We start from the raw sequence: 16,130 nt of genomic DNA on the forward strand, positions 1-16,130 counted from the left end.
GTCAGCACGCTGCCCGGCCTACAAGCCGACGGCTCGCAAAATGGCAACGGTTGCCACGCCAACGGCAACGCTTGCCAGCATCGGCAGCCGGCGCGCTGCGAGGGCTGTAACCAGGCAGGCAGCCGTCTCGGCCCAGCCTGTCGCAAAGGCGGTGGGCGCAATTACTGCCATTAGAACCGCCGGCGGTATCGCCTCGATGGCCGTTCGGGTCTGCTCGGTCATTTCGACCTGGCGAATGAGAAGCAGGCCGCTCATGCGGGTCAGCACCGTTGCAGCCGCCATGGCGAGAATCGCAAGAAGCGTGTGTATCTCCAGGGTCATGCCGTCACCGCCTTTGCCTTGCCTGTCAACAGTGCCGCGGCAAGCCCGGCGAGCGCGCCGGCTGCGATGTACCAGACACCCGGTACGACCTGGTGAACCAGGACGGCGGCCAGAGCGCTCGCAGCCAATACCGAACCCGTCTCACGGCCTTTCCAGAACCCCATCGCCAGCACGACAAAGACTGCGGGAAAGGCGAAGTCGAGTCCTATGGCAGCGGGATCGCCTAGAAACGCGCCGAGAGAGGCGCCAATCAGCGTGGAGCCGACCCAGGCCACATAGAACGGCATGGCGATGCCGGCGAACCATGAAGGTGTCAGCCGCGCCACGCCTGCGCGGAATTCCGCAATCGCCCATATCTCATCAGCCAGGAACAGCATGGCGGCATATTTTCGCAAGCCCGAGAAGGCCTGCATCTTCGTGCCGAGGGACGCGCTCATCAGGACGTGGCGGATATTGACGAGCAGCGCGGCAAAGCCGACGCCCGCCCAGCTTGCGGGGTGCGTCCAGATATCCATGGCGACAAACTGTGAGCCACCGGCAAAGACGAGCGCGCTCATCAGGGTCGCTTCGAGAGGAGACAGACCTTTCGTGGCCGAAACCGCACCGAAGACGAGACCAATTGGAATGACGGCGACGATGAGCGGAAGGATTGCCCGCGCTCCGGCCAAAAAGTCGCCGATCGATCGCCTTTGAGTAAGCATTGGAACCTCCAGAACTGCTAAGGTCGGAGGTGTTAAGCTGCTGCGCAGTGACCGTCTTGAACGAAAGTGATCAGCCCGCGCGATACTGTCCCGGCGTGACGCCGGTGCGTGCCTTGAAGTGGCGGGTGAAGTGCGCCTGGTCGGCGAAGCCGCACTGGATTGCCACATCGGCTGGCGCCTGTCCTGACCGCAATAGCTTGCGCGCCTCGCGCACACGCTTGTCGGTCAGAAAGGCATGCGGGGTGATGTGGTATTCGCGGCGGAACGCCCGGATGAGATGCGCGCGGCTCAAGCCTGCGACCTCGGCCAATTCGTCAAGCCCGATATCGCTGTCGAAATTTTCGGTCAGATAGTCGCGAGCGCGGCCGACTGCGGTGCGCTCCTTGGTATCCACCGGCACGACAATCGTGCTGCCGTAGCGTTGGAAGATTGCCGCGAGCACGCGAAACATGCCCTCTTCTGATTCCAGCGCTCCGGCACCGCTCTCCAGCACGCGATGGGCGGTATGGAAAGCGGCGGCCATCTCGGGATCATTGAGAAGCTCCTTCGGGAAGGACGGCGTGGCGTTGAAAGCCTTGCCGGTCACGTCTTCGAGAATATCGACGAAGAGCTTGGTATCGGGATAGATCATCCGGTAGCGATACCCCTCGCCGCCGGGAACGCCGTCATGCACGACGCCGGGGTCGATGAGATAGAGATCGCCCGCGCCGGTCTCCTCGCGAACACCCTTCATCGTTGCGATCTGCGTGCCACTTTCGATGGCGCCGATCGAGAAGGTGTCGTGGGCATGAGGCGCATATTCGTGCGTCAGGAAGCTCGCGCTCAGGCATTCCATGTTGCGGAATCGGCGGTCGCGCCAGAAACACGCCCGTTCGAGACCTGCAAGCGGCATCGCCTCGGCCGCCTCTTTCTGCGATACATTCTCCATCAAACCAGACTACTTCACGCGCGACCCCTGCGTCTTGAACAAAAGTGATCGCAAGATCGATATCTCCTCGGCTTGCTTTCACTTTGCCTTATTGATCTCTAGACTACCACGCGACAAGCACTCTCCCTACTTTTGTGAAGCACCATGACTGATTTTGTTGATAGTTTCGAAGATGAAGACCCATTCGACTGCGCTGGCCTGCGCCTGACCGTCGACCTGACGGCACTGACGGAAAACTGGAAGGACATGGCGCGACGCTCCGGCAAGGCTCGGGCCGCGGCTGTCGTGAAGGCTGACGCCTACGGCACTGGCATCGAAGACGCTGGCGAAGCGCTCTTTATGGCCGGCGCGCGTGATTTCTTCGTCGCCACCGTCGATGAAGGCGTGACGCTGCGGCCCTACGCGCCCGACGCTCGCATTTTCGTGCTCGCGGGCGTCTGGCCCGGCACAGAGCGACGGCTCTTCGAAAACGACCTCGTGCCGGTGATCTCGTCGGAAGAACAACTCGCCTTCTGGATGGCGGTGCTCGCCGAATACGGCGACTACCCCTGCGCCCTCAATGTCGATACAGGCTTCAACAGGCTGGGCCTTTCCATGGACGAGGCGATCGCGCTTGCCGACGACGTTTCGCGCCCGGCAAGTTTTGCGCCGGTGCTCGTCATGAGCCATCTCGCCTGCAGCGACGACCATTCCTCGGAGATGAACAAGCAACAGCTTGAATCGTTCCGGCGGGTTAGCGCAGCCTATGAAGGTATCGAGTCAAGCCTAGCGGCATCGGGTGGCATCTTCCTCGGCAGTGACTATCACTTCGATCTCACGCGTCCCGGCATCGCGGTCTATGGCGGCGAAGCCGTCAACGGCGTGGCGAACCCGATGCGGCCGGTCGTGACCGCCGAGGCGCGGATCATTCAGGTTCGTAGGGCCAAGGCAGGCGACACCGTCGGCTACGGCCGCGCCATGCGATTGACACGTGACAGCAGGCTCGCCGTGGTGTCGGCCGGATACGCCGATGGGTACCTGCGAAGCCAGTCGAGCGGCGGCGTGCCTCTGCGCCAGGTCGTGCCGCAGGCAGGCCAGGGTTTTCTGGCCGGGCGAAAGGTTCCGGTTGCCGGCCGCATCACCATGGATCTGACGATTTTCGATGTCACCGATCTTCCGGAAAATGCAGTGCTCGCAGGCGACTACGTCGAACTGTTCGGAAAGAACGTGCTCGTCGACGACGTGGCGAGGTCGGCAGGTACGATCGGCTACGAGATCCTGACCAGCATCGGCCTTCGGCACGAGCGACGCTACCTGTACGAGGAAGACTAAGGACCTACCGCGTCGTCAGGGCCAACCGCACGCCGAGCGCCACCAGTAGCGCGCCAAGGCCGCGATCGAGCCAGAGGCCGATGCTTCTCTTACGCTTGACGAGATCGGCAAGCCGTCCTCCCGCAAGGATGAGCGGCGGCTCGATGAAGGCTGCAACCGCAATGATGAATAGGCCATGGACCGCCAGCTGTAGCCAGGTCGGTCCGGCGCCCGCGACCACAAATTGCGGTAGGAAGGCGAGGAAGAAGATCGCGACCTTCGGGTTCAGCAGCGAAACGAGGATGCCCTGCCTGTAGACATGGTTCCAGGGCAGGACGTCCTTCGCCGCACTGACCAGGCCGCCCTCGGATTTCGAGCGCAATGCCTGAATGCCGAGCCAGATGAGGTAGATCGCACCGACCCACTTGACCACCGAAAAGGCCAGTGCGGAGGCGGCGAGAATCGCAGATAGACCGAATGCTGCCATCCCCACATGCAGGCAGGCGCCGGTCCAGATGCCGAACAGCGCGGCAAAGCCGGTCTTCGTCCCGCTTTTGAGGGTGTGGCCGAGAATGAAAGCCATGTCGGGACCCGGCGACAGGTTGAGCAGGACCGCCGCGGTCAAGAACGCGATCCAGTGCGCGAGCGAATAGTCCAGCATCGTCGTGGCCTCCAAGACAGTGGAGAACAAGTGCCACCGTCGCCCCTGATAGGGAAATCATTAGTTTTGATCGGTGCCACGAATGATTATTTGAGCAATCAAACTGATTCGATGTGACGCGCTGGCGGCATCCAACCGAAAGCATAATTGATGGCGAAGGCCAGGACACAATTCATCTGCCAGAGCTGCGGTGCGGTCCATAACCGCTGGGCGGGCAAGTGCGATAGCTGCGGCGAGTGGAATACCATCGTCGAAGAAGACCCCATGGGCGGCATCGGCGGTGGACCGGCAAAGACGCCGAAGAAAGGCCGCCCAGTGGCACTGACGGCACTCTCTGGCGAGATCGAGGAAGCTCCGCGTATCCACACCGGCATTTCGGAACTCGACCGGGCACTCGGCGGCGGCTTCGTGCGCGGTTCGGCGGTGCTGATCGGTGGCGATCCTGGTATCGGCAAGTCGACGCTGCTGATGCAGGGCGCGGCAGCGCTTTCGCGTCGCGGCCATCGGATCATCTACGTTTCGGGCGAAGAGGCGGTGGCCCAGGTAAGGCTGCGGGCGCAACGCCTGCAGGCAGCGGACACTGATGTCCTGCTGGCTGCCGAAACCAATGTCGAGGACATTCTGGCAACGGTGGCGGAAGGCAAGCGGCCCGATCTTGTGATCATCGATTCCATCCAGACGCTCTGGAGCGAACTGGCCGAATCCGCGCCTGGAACCGTGACGCAGGTGCGCACCGGCGTTCAGTCGATGATCCGCTTCGCCAAGCAGACCGGCGCGGCCATGGTTCTCGTCGGCCATGTCACCAAGGACGGCCAGATCGCCGGTCCGCGTGTCGTCGAGCACATGGTCGATGCGGTGCTCTATTTCGAAGGCGATCGCGGCCATCACTATCGCATCCTGCGCACCGTCAAGAACCGCTTCGGACCGACGGACGAGATCGGCGTCTTTGAAATGTCAGACAAGGGGCTGCGCGAGGTCGCCAATCCGTCTGAGCTCTTCCTCGGCGAGCGTAACGAAAAATCGCCGGGAGCTGCCGTCTTCGCCGGCATGGAAGGCACCCGCCCCATCCTGGTCGAAGTGCAGGCGCTCGTTGCCCCGACGTCGCTCGGGACCCCTCGCCGCGCCGTGGTCGGCTGGGACTCCGCACGCCTGTCGATGATCCTTGCCGTACTCGAGGCTCATTGCGGCGTCCGGCTCGGCCAGCACGACGTTTATCTGAACATCGCTGGCGGCTATCGCATCTCCGAACCGGCCGCCGACCTCGCCGTCGCCTCGGCCCTGGTTTCGTCGCTGGCCGGTATTGCCCTGCCGGCCAATTGTGTCTATTTCGGCGAAGTCAGCCTGTCGGGCGCCGTCCGGCCGGTTTCACATACGTCCCAGCGCCTCAAAGAAGCCGAGAAGCTGGGCTTTTCTGCCGCGTTGCTTCCCTCGGCGTCAGCCGACCTGCCGAAGGGTTCGGGCAGTCGCTGGAGCGAGATCGAGAGCCTGCCGGACCTGGTTGCACGTATTGCTGGGTCGAAAGGCGCACTGCGACGTGTGGAAGAAGAGGTTTGATCCTTTCATCGCCAGCATCGGTGATGTTATAGGAAGCACGCAATGAGGCGCGACCAAGCCGTATATAAACGGCGGTCCTGGAGTTGAATTTATATGCCCATTACGATTTTCGACGGTATTGTCATCGGCGTCGTTCTTTTCTCCGCCGTACTTGCAATGGTGCGCGGCTTCTCCCGCGAAGTTCTTTCGATCGCAAGCTGGGGCGGCTCTGCGGCCGCCGCATACTATTTCTACCCCTACCTGGTCCCCTACGCGAAGAGGTACACGGATGACGACCGCATTGCGATCGTCGGCTCGGCCGCGGTGGTGTTCCTGATTGCGCTGATCGTGATCTCGTTCATTACCATGAAGATCGCGGACTTCATCATCGACAGCCGGATCGGCGCTCTCGACCGCACTTTGGGCTTTCTCTTCGGCGCGGCTAGGGGCATACTTCTTCTCGTCGTCGCCGTCGCTTTCTGGAACTGGCTCGTGGACGCGGATCACCGCCCGGCCTGGGTGAACAACGCCAAGTCGAAGCCGTTCCTGGACTCGATGGTCGTGAAGTTGCAGTCCGTACTGCCGGCAGAATTCGCGCAGATGGTGCGGGCGAGCGTGATGGACAAAATTCAGCCGCAGGGCGGCAATACTGAGAGCGGCAACGCGCCGGCATCCGATCAGGCGCCAGCCGAAGACGTAGCGCCCGCTCCTGCGAATGGTGCACAGCAGCCGTCGAATTGACGCAGTGTTCAACAGCTTGACCCGCCACCTGGCAATTGCCATTTGAGCGGAACGTGAATAAAGGTCCGGCCGGGCATCCGCTCTGCCGGGCCTCAGCCGTTTAAAACGCATGATAACGGCGTCATGCTATGGAAGCCGATCCATTCTTGTGAGAGCAAAGGCCCGCATCGATGAACCAGTCTCATTCCTTGACGTTCAATGACGAATTCGATGGAGACACGCTCCACGAAGAATGCGGCGTCTTCGGCATTCTTGGCCATGACGATGCGTCAACGTTGACGGCGCTCGGCCTGCATGCCCTCCAGCATCGCGGGCAGGAAGCGGCCGGTATCGTCTCCTTCGATGGGCTGCGCTTCCACTCCGAACGGCATATGGGCCTGGTCGGCGACCACTACACTGACCCGACTACCCTCGCCCGCCTGCCCGGCAACATCTCGATCGGCCACAACCGATATTCGACAACGGGCGAAGTGGCGCTCCGCAACGTGCAGCCGCTCTTTGCGGAACTCGAAGTCGGCGGCATCGCCATTGCTCATAACGGCAACTTCACGAATGGCCTGACGCTTCGCCGCCAGCTGATTGCCGGTGGCGCTATCTGTCAGTCCACCTCGGATACGGAAGTGGTTCTCCACCTCATCGCCCGCTCGCGCTACAGCTCCACGGCCGACCGTTTCATCGACGCGATCCGCCAGATGGAAGGCGGCTATTCGATGCTCGCCATCACGCGCACGAAGCTGATCGCGGCGCGCGATCCCACCGGTATCCGTCCCCTCGTCATGGGCGAACTCGACGGCAAGCCGATCTTCTGCTCGGAGACCTGCGCGCTCGATATCATCGGCGCCAAGTTCGTCCGCGATGTCGAGAACGGCGAAGTCATCATCTGCGAAATCCAGCCGGACGGCTCGATCTCGATCGACGCCCGCAAGGCGGGCAACGGCCAGCCGGAGCGCCTCTGCCTGTTCGAATATGTCTACTTTGCCCGTCCGGACTCGGTCGTCGGTGGTCGCAGCGTCTATGTCGCGCGCAAGAACATGGGCATCAACCTCGCAAAGGAAGCGCCTGTTGAGGCTGATGTCGTCGTTCCCGTACCGGATGGCGGCACGCCGGCAGCGCTCGGCTACGCTCAGGAAAGCGGTATTCCGTTCGAATACGGCATCATCCGCAACCATTATGTCGGCCGCACCTTCATCGAGCCGACGCAGCAAATCCGCGCCTTCGGCGTCAAGCTGAAGCACTCCGCCAACCGTGCGATGATCGAGGGCAAGCGCGTCGTGCTCGTCGACGATTCGGTTGTACGCGGCACCACCTCGCTGAAGATCGTGCAGATGATCCGCGATGCCGGCGCCAAGGAAGTGCATCTGCGCGTCGCAAGCCCGATGATTTACTATCCTGACTTCTACGGCATCGACACGCCGGATCGCGAGAAGCTGCTGGCCAACCAGTACGACAGCCTCGAGGCCATGTGCAAATATATCGGGGCTGACTCCCTGGAGTTCCTGTCGATCAACGGCCTTTATCGCGCCGTCGGCGGTGAGGACCGTAATGACGCCCGCCCGCAGTTTACCGACCACTACTTCACCGGCGACTATCCGACGCGCCTTCTCGACAAGGACGGCGAAACGATGGGCCGCAAGGTTTCCCTGCTCGCGACCAATGGCTGACTGCCATTGGCTTTGACATTTGACTAGGGGGCGCTTATTGCGCCCCTTAATTTTTCAGCGATGCAGGACCGGGGCACAATGACTATCAACCTTGAAGGCAAGATCGCACTCGTCACCGGCGCATCCCGCGGCATCGGCTATTTCACGGCAATTGAACTGGCAAAGGCCGGTGCGCACGTAATTGCCTGCGCCCGCACGGTCGGCGGTCTCGAGGACCTCGATGATGCAATCAAGGCGGCTGGCGGTTCCGCGACACTGGTTCCTTTCGATCTTGCCGACATGAACGCTATCGATGCACTCGGCGCCTCGATCTTCGAGCGCTGGGGCAAGCTCGACATCCTCGTCGCCAATGCGGGCGTGCTCGGCGTGATCTCGCCGATCGGGCATATCGAGGCGAAGACCTTCGAGAAGGTGATGAACATCAACGTGACCGCGACGTGGCGGCTGATCCGTTCGGTCGACCCGCTGCTGTCGCGCTCGGATGCCGGCCGCGCCGTCATTGTCTCATCCGGTGCCGCGCACAAGTGTCGCCCGTTCTGGGGTCCCTACTCCGCCTCCAAGGCAGCTGTAGAAGCGCTGGCCCGCACCTGGGCAGGTGAAACGCAGCGCACGCCACTTCGTATCACCAGCGTTGATCCAGGCGCCACCCGCACCGCCATGCGCGCGCAGGCCGTTCCGGGCGAAGATCCCGAGACGTTGCCGCATCCTTCCGAGGTCGCCAAGGCGATCCTGCCGCTGGTCGGTCCCGACGTGACCGAGACCGGCAAGCTCTTCATCGTTCGCGAAAACAAGCTGGTCGACTACCGCCTGCCGGAATAGGCGCGTTTACTCAATTGGCCGCGACAGCCGGGAACAGGTGTGAGAAACCAGTTTCCGATGGGCACAGCGCATTGAGATCGACCGGGCCTTGAATGCCATCCAGCGTGCCGTTGTCGGCGAATTGCCAGATCGACCAGTCACGGCAATCGTTCTGGTGTGGCTCTTTGAATACGCTTCGGAGCCACAGGTAGTGTTCGGGGAACCGCGACTCGTTGCCTTTGAGGTATCGATCAAAAAACTCTTGGGTGACGTAGAATATCGGCTTCTCCGGAAAGGTGCTTTTTAGTTCAGCGAAGAATGCGTTCACCTCCGATGCCATTTCCTCCACCGTCGGGACTTTGCTGCAATTGCCGACAAACTCGAGATCTACGGCGATCGGCAACGTTCCCTGCTCCTTTGGGACGGTTGCCAAGACATTCTGTGCCTGATCCTTGCCTGGGCGGCAGAAGGTGAAAAAATGGTATGCGCCGCGTACCAAGCCCGCATCTTTCGCGAGTTGCCAGTTCGTGGCGAACTTGGCATCTCGGTGATCTCCGCCTTCGGTCGCCTTCATTATCGCAAAGCGGACGCTCGGTTGCGCCGCGACCGTCTTCCAATCGATATCGCCTTGGTGGTGACTAACGTCTATCCCTTGGAGCGGATAGTGGCTGAGGGATGGATTGTTGAAGCGAGCCATTCCGAAATCGTAGGCGAAGTATGCAGCGGATGCGACCAAGAAAATTGCTGTCGCTCCGATTGTCGTGTATACCGCCTTGCGCACATATTCCTCCCGGTTTTTCAACATGTTCGCAATTGGCTAGATCAGATTTACGCCGCGAGAATGGCGAACGAATCTCAGATCATCCGCTCAAACCAGCTAGATGTTCGTCGCTGCAATCGATTCACTGGATCGATTGCTCCGGCTGGCGCCGACCGCTTCTCATCCCCCTTGACCAATCCCCGTTCCCGCGCCATAAAACCCGCCATGAAAACGGTTACCTGCATTATCTGCCGGAAGATTATTCGCTAGCGCGCTCGCTGGCCTGGCCGTTTTCGTCTCCCAAAGACCCAAGATGAGAAACGCCCCGGCCCGCCGGTGGAAGTATTTTTCGGATCATTGCATTTTGGGAGAGTAGACATGGCCGGCGCGCCAGACACTAAGAAGCCGGAACTAAAGCTTTACAACACGCTGTCGCGCGAAAAGACGGCGTTTGCGCCGATCGATCCGCTAAACGTCCGCATGTATGTCTGCGGCCCGACTGTTTATGACTACGCCCATATCGGCAACGCGCGTCCCGCTATCGTCTTCGACGTGCTGTTTCGGCTGCTGAACCATGTCTATGGCGCCGAACATGTCACCTACGCGCGCAACATCACCGACGTCGACGACAAGATCAATGCGCGGGCTCTGCGCGACCACCCCGGTTTGCCGCTGAACGAGGCGATCCGGCTGGTCACCGAAAGAACCGAGACGCAATATCTCCAAGACGCCAAGGCCCTCGGCTGCCTTGATCCGACGATCCAGCCGCGGGCGACCGACAACATCGCCCAGATGATCGAGATCATCGAGAAGCTGATTGCCAAGGGTCACGCCTATCAGGCGGCCGGCGAAGTGCTGTTCAACACGAAATCCATGGCAGATTACGGCGCGCTTTCCAGGCGCAACCTCGAGGAACAGCAGGCCGGCGCCCGCGTCGCGGTCGAGGCGCACAAGAAAAACCCCGGCGACTTCGTGCTGTGGAAGCTTTCGAGCGAGAGCGAGCCCGGCTGGGAGAGCCCCTGGGGGCGCGGTCGTCCGGGATGGCATATCGAGTGCTCGGCCATGAGCGAGCGCTACCTCGGCGAGGTCTTCGACATTCACGGCGGCGGTCTCGACCTGATCTTCCCCCACCATGAGAACGAGATCGCCCAATCGCGTTGCGCCCACGGCACCAAGGTCATGGCGAACGTCTGGATGCACAACGGCTTTCTGCAGGTCGAGGGCCGAAAGATGTCGAAGTCGGAAGGCAATTTCGTCACTATCTACGAGTTGCTGCACACCGAGAAGTTCGGCGGCCGGCAGTGGCCCGGCGAAGTCCTGCGTCTTGCCATGCTGATGACCCACTACCGCGAGCCGATCGATTTTTCGGTCAAGCGGCTGGAGGAGGCCGAACGGGTGCTCGCCAAATGGCCGGCAGCAGACGCTGCGGGCGCGCAGCCCGACGCTGCTGTCCTCAGCGCCTTGGCCGACGACCTCAACACGGTGGCAGCCATCCAGGCGTTGCATGCGCTTGCCCAGTCCGGCGATCACGCGACATTCGCCGCCAGCGCGGCTTTGCTCGGCGTTCTGCCTGAGAAGGCCGAGATCGACGAAGCGGTCGCCATCGAAATCGACCGGCGCGTGAAGGCGCGGCTCGAATTGCTTAAGGCGAAGAACTTCGCCGAGGCCGACAAGATCCGCGACACGCTGCTTGCCGAAGGCGTCCAGCTCAAGGACGGCAAGGATCCGGCCACCGGCGAACGAGTGACCAAGTGGGAGGTGAAGAGATGAGCACCTATACCGGCGGCTGCCAGTGCGGGGCGATCCGCTTCCGCGTTCGCGGAATGTTGAAGGATTCGTCCATCTGTCATTGCCGCATGTGTCAGAAGGCGTTCGGTGCCTATTACGCACCGCTGGTCTCCGTGCGTGGCGCCGAGTTCGAATGGACGCGCGGCAAGCGCAAGCGCTTTCGTTCGTCCAACGTGGTCGAGCGCGGCTTCTGCGCCGATTGCGGCACGCCGCTGACTTACGAGGCGCCGGATGGCATGGCGGTCGCAGCAGGCGCCTTCGATGATCCGTCCGCCCTTCCGCCAGTCATCCAGTTTGGCACCGAAGGCAAGATCGGCTTCGTTGACCACCTGCATGAGTTGCCCGCGCGCGAGACCGAAGAGGATGCCGAGGCGGCCCCCTTCGTGCTCGACATCGTCTCCTACCAGCATCCGGACCATGACACGACGACGTGGCCCGAGGAGAGAAATCCATGACACCAGCTGTGGCTCTGAGTGGAGGTTGCCAATGCGGTGCGGTTCGTTACCGGGCCGTCGGCGAACTCGGTTATCCGCACCTCTGCCATTGCCGCATGTGCCAGAAGGCCGCCGGGAACTATTTCATGCCGCTGGCCGCGGCGAAGCGAACGGATTTCGCACTGACGCGCGGCGAGCCCAAATGGTTTCACTCTTCCGATATCGTGCGCCGCGGCTTTTGCGCGGACTGCGGGACACCGCTTTTCTACGATGTTCCAGGTGCGGACTTCATCAACATCGTGCTCGGTTCATTGGACGATCCCGATAGCGTCAAGCCGGTGATGCAATCGAACACCGGACGCAAGATGAGCTGGTTTCACAAACTCGATGCCCTGCCCGTCGAGCCGGAACCAGAAACACCCGAGCGCGAAAACGCGATTGCCGCGAGCAATCATCAGCACCCCGACCACGACACAGCCCATTGGCCAACCGGAGCGTCAGCATGAGCGAACCCATTCGAGCCGGCGGTTGCCAGTGCGGCGCAGTCAGATTCCGCATCAGCGGCAAACTTGGCCGCCCTTCGATCTGCCATTGCCGCATGTGCCAAAAGCAGTTCGGCGGCTTCTTCTCCGCTCTCGTCACCGCACCTGACGAAGGCATGGAGTGGACGCGCGGCGAGCCCAGCTATTTCCAGTCTTCCGTCAATATCGATCGCGGCTTTTGCAAGAACTGCGGCACGCCCATGACCTATCGACACCCCGGCGGGTTGGAGTTGGCGATCGGCACCTTCGACGATCGCAGCGATCTGGCACCGCAAATCCAGGTCAATTACGACGCACGCATTCCGTGGGTCGAGACGATCTTCGATCAGCCTGTTCACACGGACCCCGATTATTGCGCGCGGCAGGAGGCGATCATCTCCTTCCAGCATCCCGATCACGATACTGCAACCTGGCCAGCCGAAGGCGTCAAAATATGACTGAAGTGCTCCGTACCCTCTATCCCGAGATCGAACCCTATGCGTCGGGCCACCTCGACGTCGGTGACGGCCACAAGATCTATTGGGAGCGTTCGGGCACACCGGGTGCAAAACCGGCAGTGTTCCTGCACGGCGGTCCCGGCGGCGGCTTTTCGCCGAGCCACCGCCGCTTGTTCGATCCCGCACTCTACGATGTGCTGCTGTTCGACCAGCGTGGCTGCGGCAAGTCCACGCCACACGCAGACCTCAATGCCAACACGACCTGGCACCTCGTCGCCGACATCGAACGGCTGCGCGAGATGGCAGGCGTCGAGAAATGGCAGGTGTTCGGTGGCTCATGGGGTTCGACGCTGGCGCTCGCCTATGCCGAGAAGCACCCGGAGCGCGTTTCCGAGCTGGTTGTGCGCGGCATCTATACGCTCACCAGAGCCGAGCTCGACTGGTATTATCAGTTCGGCGTGTCGGAGATGTTCCCCGACAAATGGGAGTGCTTCATCGCGCCGATCCCACCGGAAGAACGCCATGAGATGATGCTGGCCTACAATCGCCGACTGACCGGGTCGGACCGGGCCGTTGCCCTTCAAGCGGCCCAAGCCTGGAGCATCTGGGAAGGCGAAACGATCACGCTGCTGCCGGAAAAGTCGACCAGCGGCAAGTTCGAGGAGGCCGACTTCGCCTATGCTTTCGCCCGCATCGAGAACCACTTCTTCGTCAATGCCGGCTGGATGGACGAAGGCCAGCTGCTGCATGATGCCCATAAGCTGAAGGACATTCCCGGCGTCATCGTGCATGGCCGTTACGACATGCCCTGCCCGGCAAAGTATGCCTGGCTGCTGCACAAGGCATGGCCAACGGCGGAGTTCCATCTGATCGAAGGCGCGGGGCATGCGTTTTCGGAGCCCGGCATCCTCGACAAGCTGATCCGCGCCACAGACAAGTTCGCCGGAAAGCAATAACGAGCCCACAAGGCCGACAGGATCACCATCATGACACGCGAAAAGATCTACCTCTTCGACACGACGCTCCGCGACGGGCAGCAGACGCCCGGCATCGACTTCTCCGTCGAGGACAAGATTGCGATCGCGACCATGCTTGATGAGTTCGGACTTGATTATGTCGAAGGCGGCTATCCCGGCGCCAATCCGACGGATACTGCCTTTTTCGCCGAGAAGCGCACGACACAAGCTCGCTTCGTCGCCTTCGGGATGACGAAACGAGCCGGTGTTTCGGCCTCGAACGACCCGGGCCTGGCAAGCCTGCTGCAGGCCAAGAGTGACGCGATCTGTTTTGTCGCCAAGAGCTGGGACTACCATGTGAAGGTGGCGCTCGGTTGCACGAACGAGGAAAACCTCGAAAGCATCGCTGAGAGCGTCAAGGCCGCCGTCGCCGCCGGCAAGGAGGCATTGGTCGACTGCGAACATTTCTTCGACGGCTACAAGGCAAACCCCGCCTATGCTATCGCCTGCGCCAAGATCGCCTATGAGTCCGGCGCACGCTGGGTCGTGCTCTGCGATACCAATGGCGGTACGCAGCCGCCGGAAATCCGGACCATCGTCCAAGCGGTTATTGCGGCGGGCGTTCCCGGTCACTGTCTTGGCATCCACGCGCACAACGACACCGGTCAGGCGGTCGCCAATTCGCTTGCCGCCGTGGAAGCGGGTGTGCGACAGATTCAGGGCACGCTGAACGGCATCGGCGAGCGCTGCGGCAATGCCAACCTCGTGACCCTAATCCCGACGCTGGCGCTGAAGGAAGCGTATTCATCCCGGTTCGAAACCTCGATCGACACCGAGCGATTGTTGAATCTCACACGACTCTCGCACGCTTTCGACGAGCTGTTGAACCGCTCGCCCGATCATCAGATGCCTTATGTCGGCGCGTCTGCCTTTGCGACAAAGGCTGGCATTCATGCTTCGGCTTTGCTCAAGGATCCGCGCACTTATGAGCATGTGACGCCTGAAAGCGTCGGTAATTTCCGCAAGGTCATGGTCTCTGACCAGGGGGGCAAGGCGAACTTCATTAACGCACTGAAGCGGCGCGGCATCGAGGTCGGCAAGGACGATCCGAAGCTCGACCGCCTGATCGCGCTGGTCAAGGAGCGCGAGGCATCGGGCTATGCCTATGAGGGCGCCGATGCGAGCTTCGAGCTGCTTGCTCGGCGGACCCTCGGAACCATCCCGGAATTTTTCTCGATCGAGGGGTTCCGCGTGATGGTCGAGCGCCGCTTCGATTCCCACGGGCGAGTTAAGATCGTCTCGGAAGCGGTGGTGAAGGTCGTCATCGACGGGCAGACGATCATGTCGGTGGCAGAAGGCGACGGTCCGGTCAATGCGCTGGACCTCGCACTGCGCAAGGACTTCGGCAAATACCAGCACGAGATCGACGATCTGGTGCTGGCCGACTTCAAGGTCCGTATCCTCAACGGCGGTACCGAGGCGATCACCCGCGTTCTCATCGAATCTACCGATAGTGACGGCGTTCGCTGGTGGACGGTCGGCGTGTCTGAGAACATCATCGATGCGTCGTTCCAGGCGCTGATGGACTCGGTGATCTACAAGCTCATGAAGAACCGACAACTGGCCGGCAAGATCGCCGCCGAGTAGGCGTCAGGCACCGAAGACGAGGCCCCAATCCGCCTCCGAATACCACTCCCTGCCCTGTCGTGCGGTCTTCCAGCGCAGGGCGCGGACCTGTTCCACACCACCCTTGTAGAAGGCGGCCTCCAGCCGCCGGTAAGTATCGAACCCACCCTTTACGGCCTCCGCCCAGACAAACGCGACGGGCCCAAGATATTCGGCAGCGTAACCAAGGTCTTCGCGGCGGAACAGGAAGAAGCCAGCGCAGGAACCAAGACCGGTCGGCCCCGCCGCATCGACATCAGGGACGCCCAGCGGCAGGATCAGCCGGCCGCCGACACTCAATCGCTCCACCCAGGCTTCGGCTGGGAAGTGGATGGCAAAGTTCACATAGACGGCATCTGTCGGCTCGCGCGGCCATTCGACCCCATTGCCATGGACAACGCGAACATTCGGATAGTCGCGGAGATTTTCTTCTGCCCGCATCGCCAGTTCGCCATCGAATTCGACGGCGGTGACATGACCGCCGCTGCCAACAAGCAGGGACATGATTGCCGTGTAGTAGCCGCTGCCGGCGCCCACATGACAGACGGTATCCCCCTGACGGAGCGCCAACTTGTGGATTCCCCGGGCGTGAAGGCTCGGGCTGCCGTTGTTGATATGCCGTTCATGCTGAAGCGCAAACAGCACGTCCTGATAGACGACAGAGGGATCTCCCGAGGCATCGACATAGCCTCCCCATCCCGCCATCTTCCATGGCGGCGGCCCTAGGAACCGCTCGCGCGGTACCGCTGCAAAGGCCTGTAGCAGCGCGTCGTCGTCTTGCACGCCTTCCTTCGCAAGTACCCGGGAGGCAAATGCTCTGCGGCAGTTCGCAAGAGCTTCTTCGTCCATGGTCTTCACCGTCGCGATGGGCCAGCATCTATTCACCGAAATGAATTGGCCTATTCACGTCCGTT

General features: G+C 61.4%; 17 protein-coding genes. 11 read left to right on the plus strand and 6 right to left on the minus strand.

Features of this window, described 5'->3' with window-relative positions:
- Positions 1-18 precede the first annotated feature (18 nt).
- The 3 genes from FHT71_RS23730 to FHT71_RS23740 form a co-directional block, all read right to left on the minus strand.
- Positions 19-321, minus strand: coding sequence for an AzlD domain-containing protein (locus tag FHT71_RS23730; RefSeq protein ID WP_183722283.1), 303 nt, complete (start codon positions 319-321; stop codon positions 19-21).
- A complete protein-coding gene (locus tag FHT71_RS23735; protein WP_132591785.1) occupies positions 318-1,022 on the minus strand; it encodes an AzlC family ABC transporter permease in 705 nt (234 codons plus the stop codon). The genes FHT71_RS23730 and FHT71_RS23735 overlap by 4 nt, the downstream gene beginning before the upstream one ends.
- Before the next feature lie 70 nt (positions 1,023-1,092).
- Positions 1,093-1,914 (minus strand): AraC family transcriptional regulator, encoded by an 822-nt coding sequence (locus FHT71_RS23740; RefSeq protein ID WP_132591841.1) that lies wholly within the window; start codon positions 1,912-1,914, stop codon positions 1,093-1,095.
- Positions 1,915-2,094: 180 nt separating this feature from the next.
- Here FHT71_RS23740 and alr point away from each other — a divergent pair, with 180 nt between their 5' ends.
- On the plus strand, positions 2,095-3,261 hold the full coding sequence (gene alr / locus FHT71_RS23745) for an alanine racemase (RefSeq protein WP_183722286.1): 1,167 nt from the start codon (positions 2,095-2,097) through the stop codon (positions 3,259-3,261).
- 4 nt (positions 3,262-3,265) lie between these two features.
- On the opposite strand, the gene FHT71_RS23750 is transcribed toward alr, so the two are convergent.
- Positions 3,266-3,901: a LysE family translocator gene (locus FHT71_RS23750; protein WP_132591781.1), complete on the minus strand. Its 636-nt coding sequence runs from the start codon at positions 3,899-3,901 to the stop codon at positions 3,266-3,268.
- Positions 3,902-4,051: 150 nt separating this feature from the next.
- Between FHT71_RS23750 and radA the strand changes: the two genes are divergently transcribed.
- The 4 genes from radA (at position 4,052) to FHT71_RS23770 (ending at position 8,655) form a co-directional block, all read left to right on the plus strand.
- Positions 4,052-5,455, plus strand: coding sequence for a DNA repair protein RadA (radA, locus tag FHT71_RS23755; protein ID WP_007800895.1), 1,404 nt, complete (start codon positions 4,052-4,054; stop codon positions 5,453-5,455).
- 93 nt (positions 5,456-5,548) lie between these two features.
- Complete coding sequence (locus FHT71_RS23760; RefSeq protein ID WP_132591779.1) at positions 5,549-6,175, plus strand: CvpA family protein; 627 nt, start codon at positions 5,549-5,551, stop codon at positions 6,173-6,175.
- Positions 6,176-6,345: 170 nt separating this feature from the next.
- The gene (gene purF, locus FHT71_RS23765) at positions 6,346-7,836 is read left to right on the plus strand and encodes an amidophosphoribosyltransferase (RefSeq protein WP_007800891.1); all 1,491 of its coding nucleotides are present in this window, start codon (positions 6,346-6,348) and stop codon (positions 7,834-7,836) included.
- Between the two features lie 78 nt (positions 7,837-7,914).
- A complete protein-coding gene (locus tag FHT71_RS23770; protein WP_183722289.1) occupies positions 7,915-8,655 on the plus strand; it encodes an SDR family NAD(P)-dependent oxidoreductase in 741 nt (246 codons plus the stop codon).
- Positions 8,656-8,665: 10 nt separating this feature from the next.
- Here the strand turns inward: FHT71_RS23770 and FHT71_RS23775 are convergent, their stop codons facing one another.
- Positions 8,666-9,415, minus strand: a complete 750-nt coding sequence (locus tag FHT71_RS23775) for a GH25 family lysozyme (protein WP_132591777.1) — start codon at positions 9,413-9,415, stop codon at positions 8,666-8,668.
- A 357-nt stretch (positions 9,416-9,772) separates the two neighbouring features.
- Here FHT71_RS23775 and cysS point away from each other — a divergent pair, with 357 nt between their 5' ends.
- The 6 genes from cysS to cimA are packed head-to-tail and all read left to right on the plus strand — an operon-like array spanning position 9,773 to position 15,198.
- Complete coding sequence (gene cysS, locus FHT71_RS23780; RefSeq protein ID WP_132591775.1) at positions 9,773-11,164, plus strand: cysteine--tRNA ligase; 1,392 nt, start codon at positions 9,773-9,775, stop codon at positions 11,162-11,164.
- Positions 11,161-11,637, plus strand: a complete 477-nt coding sequence (locus tag FHT71_RS23785; RefSeq protein WP_007800882.1) for a GFA family protein — start codon at positions 11,161-11,163, stop codon at positions 11,635-11,637. Before cysS ends, FHT71_RS23785 begins: the two co-directional genes overlap by 4 nt.
- Positions 11,634-12,122 carry a GFA family protein gene (locus FHT71_RS23790; RefSeq protein ID WP_007800880.1) on the plus strand — a complete coding sequence of 163 codons (489 nt, stop codon included), beginning with the start codon at positions 11,634-11,636 and terminating at the stop codon, positions 12,120-12,122. The genes FHT71_RS23785 and FHT71_RS23790 overlap by 4 nt, the downstream gene beginning before the upstream one ends.
- On the plus strand, positions 12,119-12,595 hold the full coding sequence (locus tag FHT71_RS23795) for a GFA family protein (RefSeq protein ID WP_183722292.1): 477 nt from the start codon (positions 12,119-12,121) through the stop codon (positions 12,593-12,595). Before FHT71_RS23790 ends, FHT71_RS23795 begins: the two co-directional genes overlap by 4 nt.
- Complete coding sequence (gene pip, locus FHT71_RS23800) at positions 12,592-13,551, plus strand: prolyl aminopeptidase (protein WP_132591771.1); 960 nt, start codon at positions 12,592-12,594, stop codon at positions 13,549-13,551. The genes FHT71_RS23795 and pip overlap by 4 nt, the downstream gene beginning before the upstream one ends.
- 30 nt (positions 13,552-13,581) lie before the next feature.
- Positions 13,582-15,198 carry a citramalate synthase gene (gene cimA, locus FHT71_RS23805; RefSeq protein ID WP_132591769.1) on the plus strand — a complete coding sequence of 539 codons (1,617 nt, stop codon included), beginning with the start codon at positions 13,582-13,584 and terminating at the stop codon, positions 15,196-15,198.
- A 3-nt stretch (positions 15,199-15,201) separates the two neighbouring features.
- On the opposite strand, the gene FHT71_RS23810 is transcribed toward cimA, so the two are convergent.
- Positions 15,202-16,065, minus strand: a complete 864-nt coding sequence (locus FHT71_RS23810; protein WP_132591767.1) for an rRNA adenine N-6-methyltransferase family protein — start codon at positions 16,063-16,065, stop codon at positions 15,202-15,204.
- Positions 16,066-16,130 lie beyond the last annotated feature (65 nt).

The organism is Rhizobium sp. BK060 (genome assembly GCF_014193145.1).
Classification (GTDB): Bacteria; Pseudomonadota; Alphaproteobacteria; order Rhizobiales; family Rhizobiaceae; genus Rhizobium.

Bases quoted from the DNA above. Each gene is read 5' to 3' on its own strand.
- cimA (WP_132591769.1), top strand. From the start codon at position 13,582: ATGACACGCGAAAAGATCTACCTCTTCGACACGACGCTCCGCGACGGG.
- FHT71_RS23740 (WP_132591841.1), bottom strand. From the start codon at position 1,914: ATGCCGCTTGCAGGTCTCGAACGGGCGTGTTTCTGGCGCGACCGCCGA.
- FHT71_RS23750 (WP_132591781.1), bottom strand. From the start codon at position 3,901: ATGCTGGACTATTCGCTCGCGCACTGGATCGCGTTCTTGACCGCGGCG.
- FHT71_RS23785 (WP_007800882.1), top strand. From the start codon at position 11,161: ATGAGCACCTATACCGGCGGCTGCCAGTGCGGGGCGATCCGCTTCCGC.
- FHT71_RS23810 (WP_132591767.1), bottom strand. From the start codon at position 16,065: ATGGACGAAGAAGCTCTTGCGAACTGCCGCAGAGCATTTGCCTCCCGG.
- FHT71_RS23770 (WP_183722289.1), top strand. From the start codon at position 7,915: ATGACTATCAACCTTGAAGGCAAGATCGCACTCGTCACCGGCGCATCC.
- pip (WP_132591771.1), top strand. From the start codon at position 12,592: ATGACTGAAGTGCTCCGTACCCTCTATCCCGAGATCGAACCCTATGCG.
- radA (WP_007800895.1), top strand. From the start codon at position 4,052: ATGGCGAAGGCCAGGACACAATTCATCTGCCAGAGCTGCGGTGCGGTC.
- purF (WP_007800891.1), top strand. From the start codon at position 6,346: ATGAACCAGTCTCATTCCTTGACGTTCAATGACGAATTCGATGGAGAC.
- cysS (WP_132591775.1), top strand. From the start codon at position 9,773: ATGGCCGGCGCGCCAGACACTAAGAAGCCGGAACTAAAGCTTTACAAC.
- FHT71_RS23735 (WP_132591785.1), bottom strand. From the start codon at position 1,022: ATGCTTACTCAAAGGCGATCGATCGGCGACTTTTTGGCCGGAGCGCGG.
- FHT71_RS23790 (WP_007800880.1), top strand. From the start codon at position 11,634: ATGACACCAGCTGTGGCTCTGAGTGGAGGTTGCCAATGCGGTGCGGTT.
- alr (WP_183722286.1), top strand. From the start codon at position 2,095: ATGACTGATTTTGTTGATAGTTTCGAAGATGAAGACCCATTCGACTGC.
- FHT71_RS23795 (WP_183722292.1), top strand. From the start codon at position 12,119: ATGAGCGAACCCATTCGAGCCGGCGGTTGCCAGTGCGGCGCAGTCAGA.
- FHT71_RS23730 (WP_183722283.1), bottom strand. From the start codon at position 321: ATGACCCTGGAGATACACACGCTTCTTGCGATTCTCGCCATGGCGGCT.
- FHT71_RS23760 (WP_132591779.1), top strand. From the start codon at position 5,549: ATGCCCATTACGATTTTCGACGGTATTGTCATCGGCGTCGTTCTTTTC.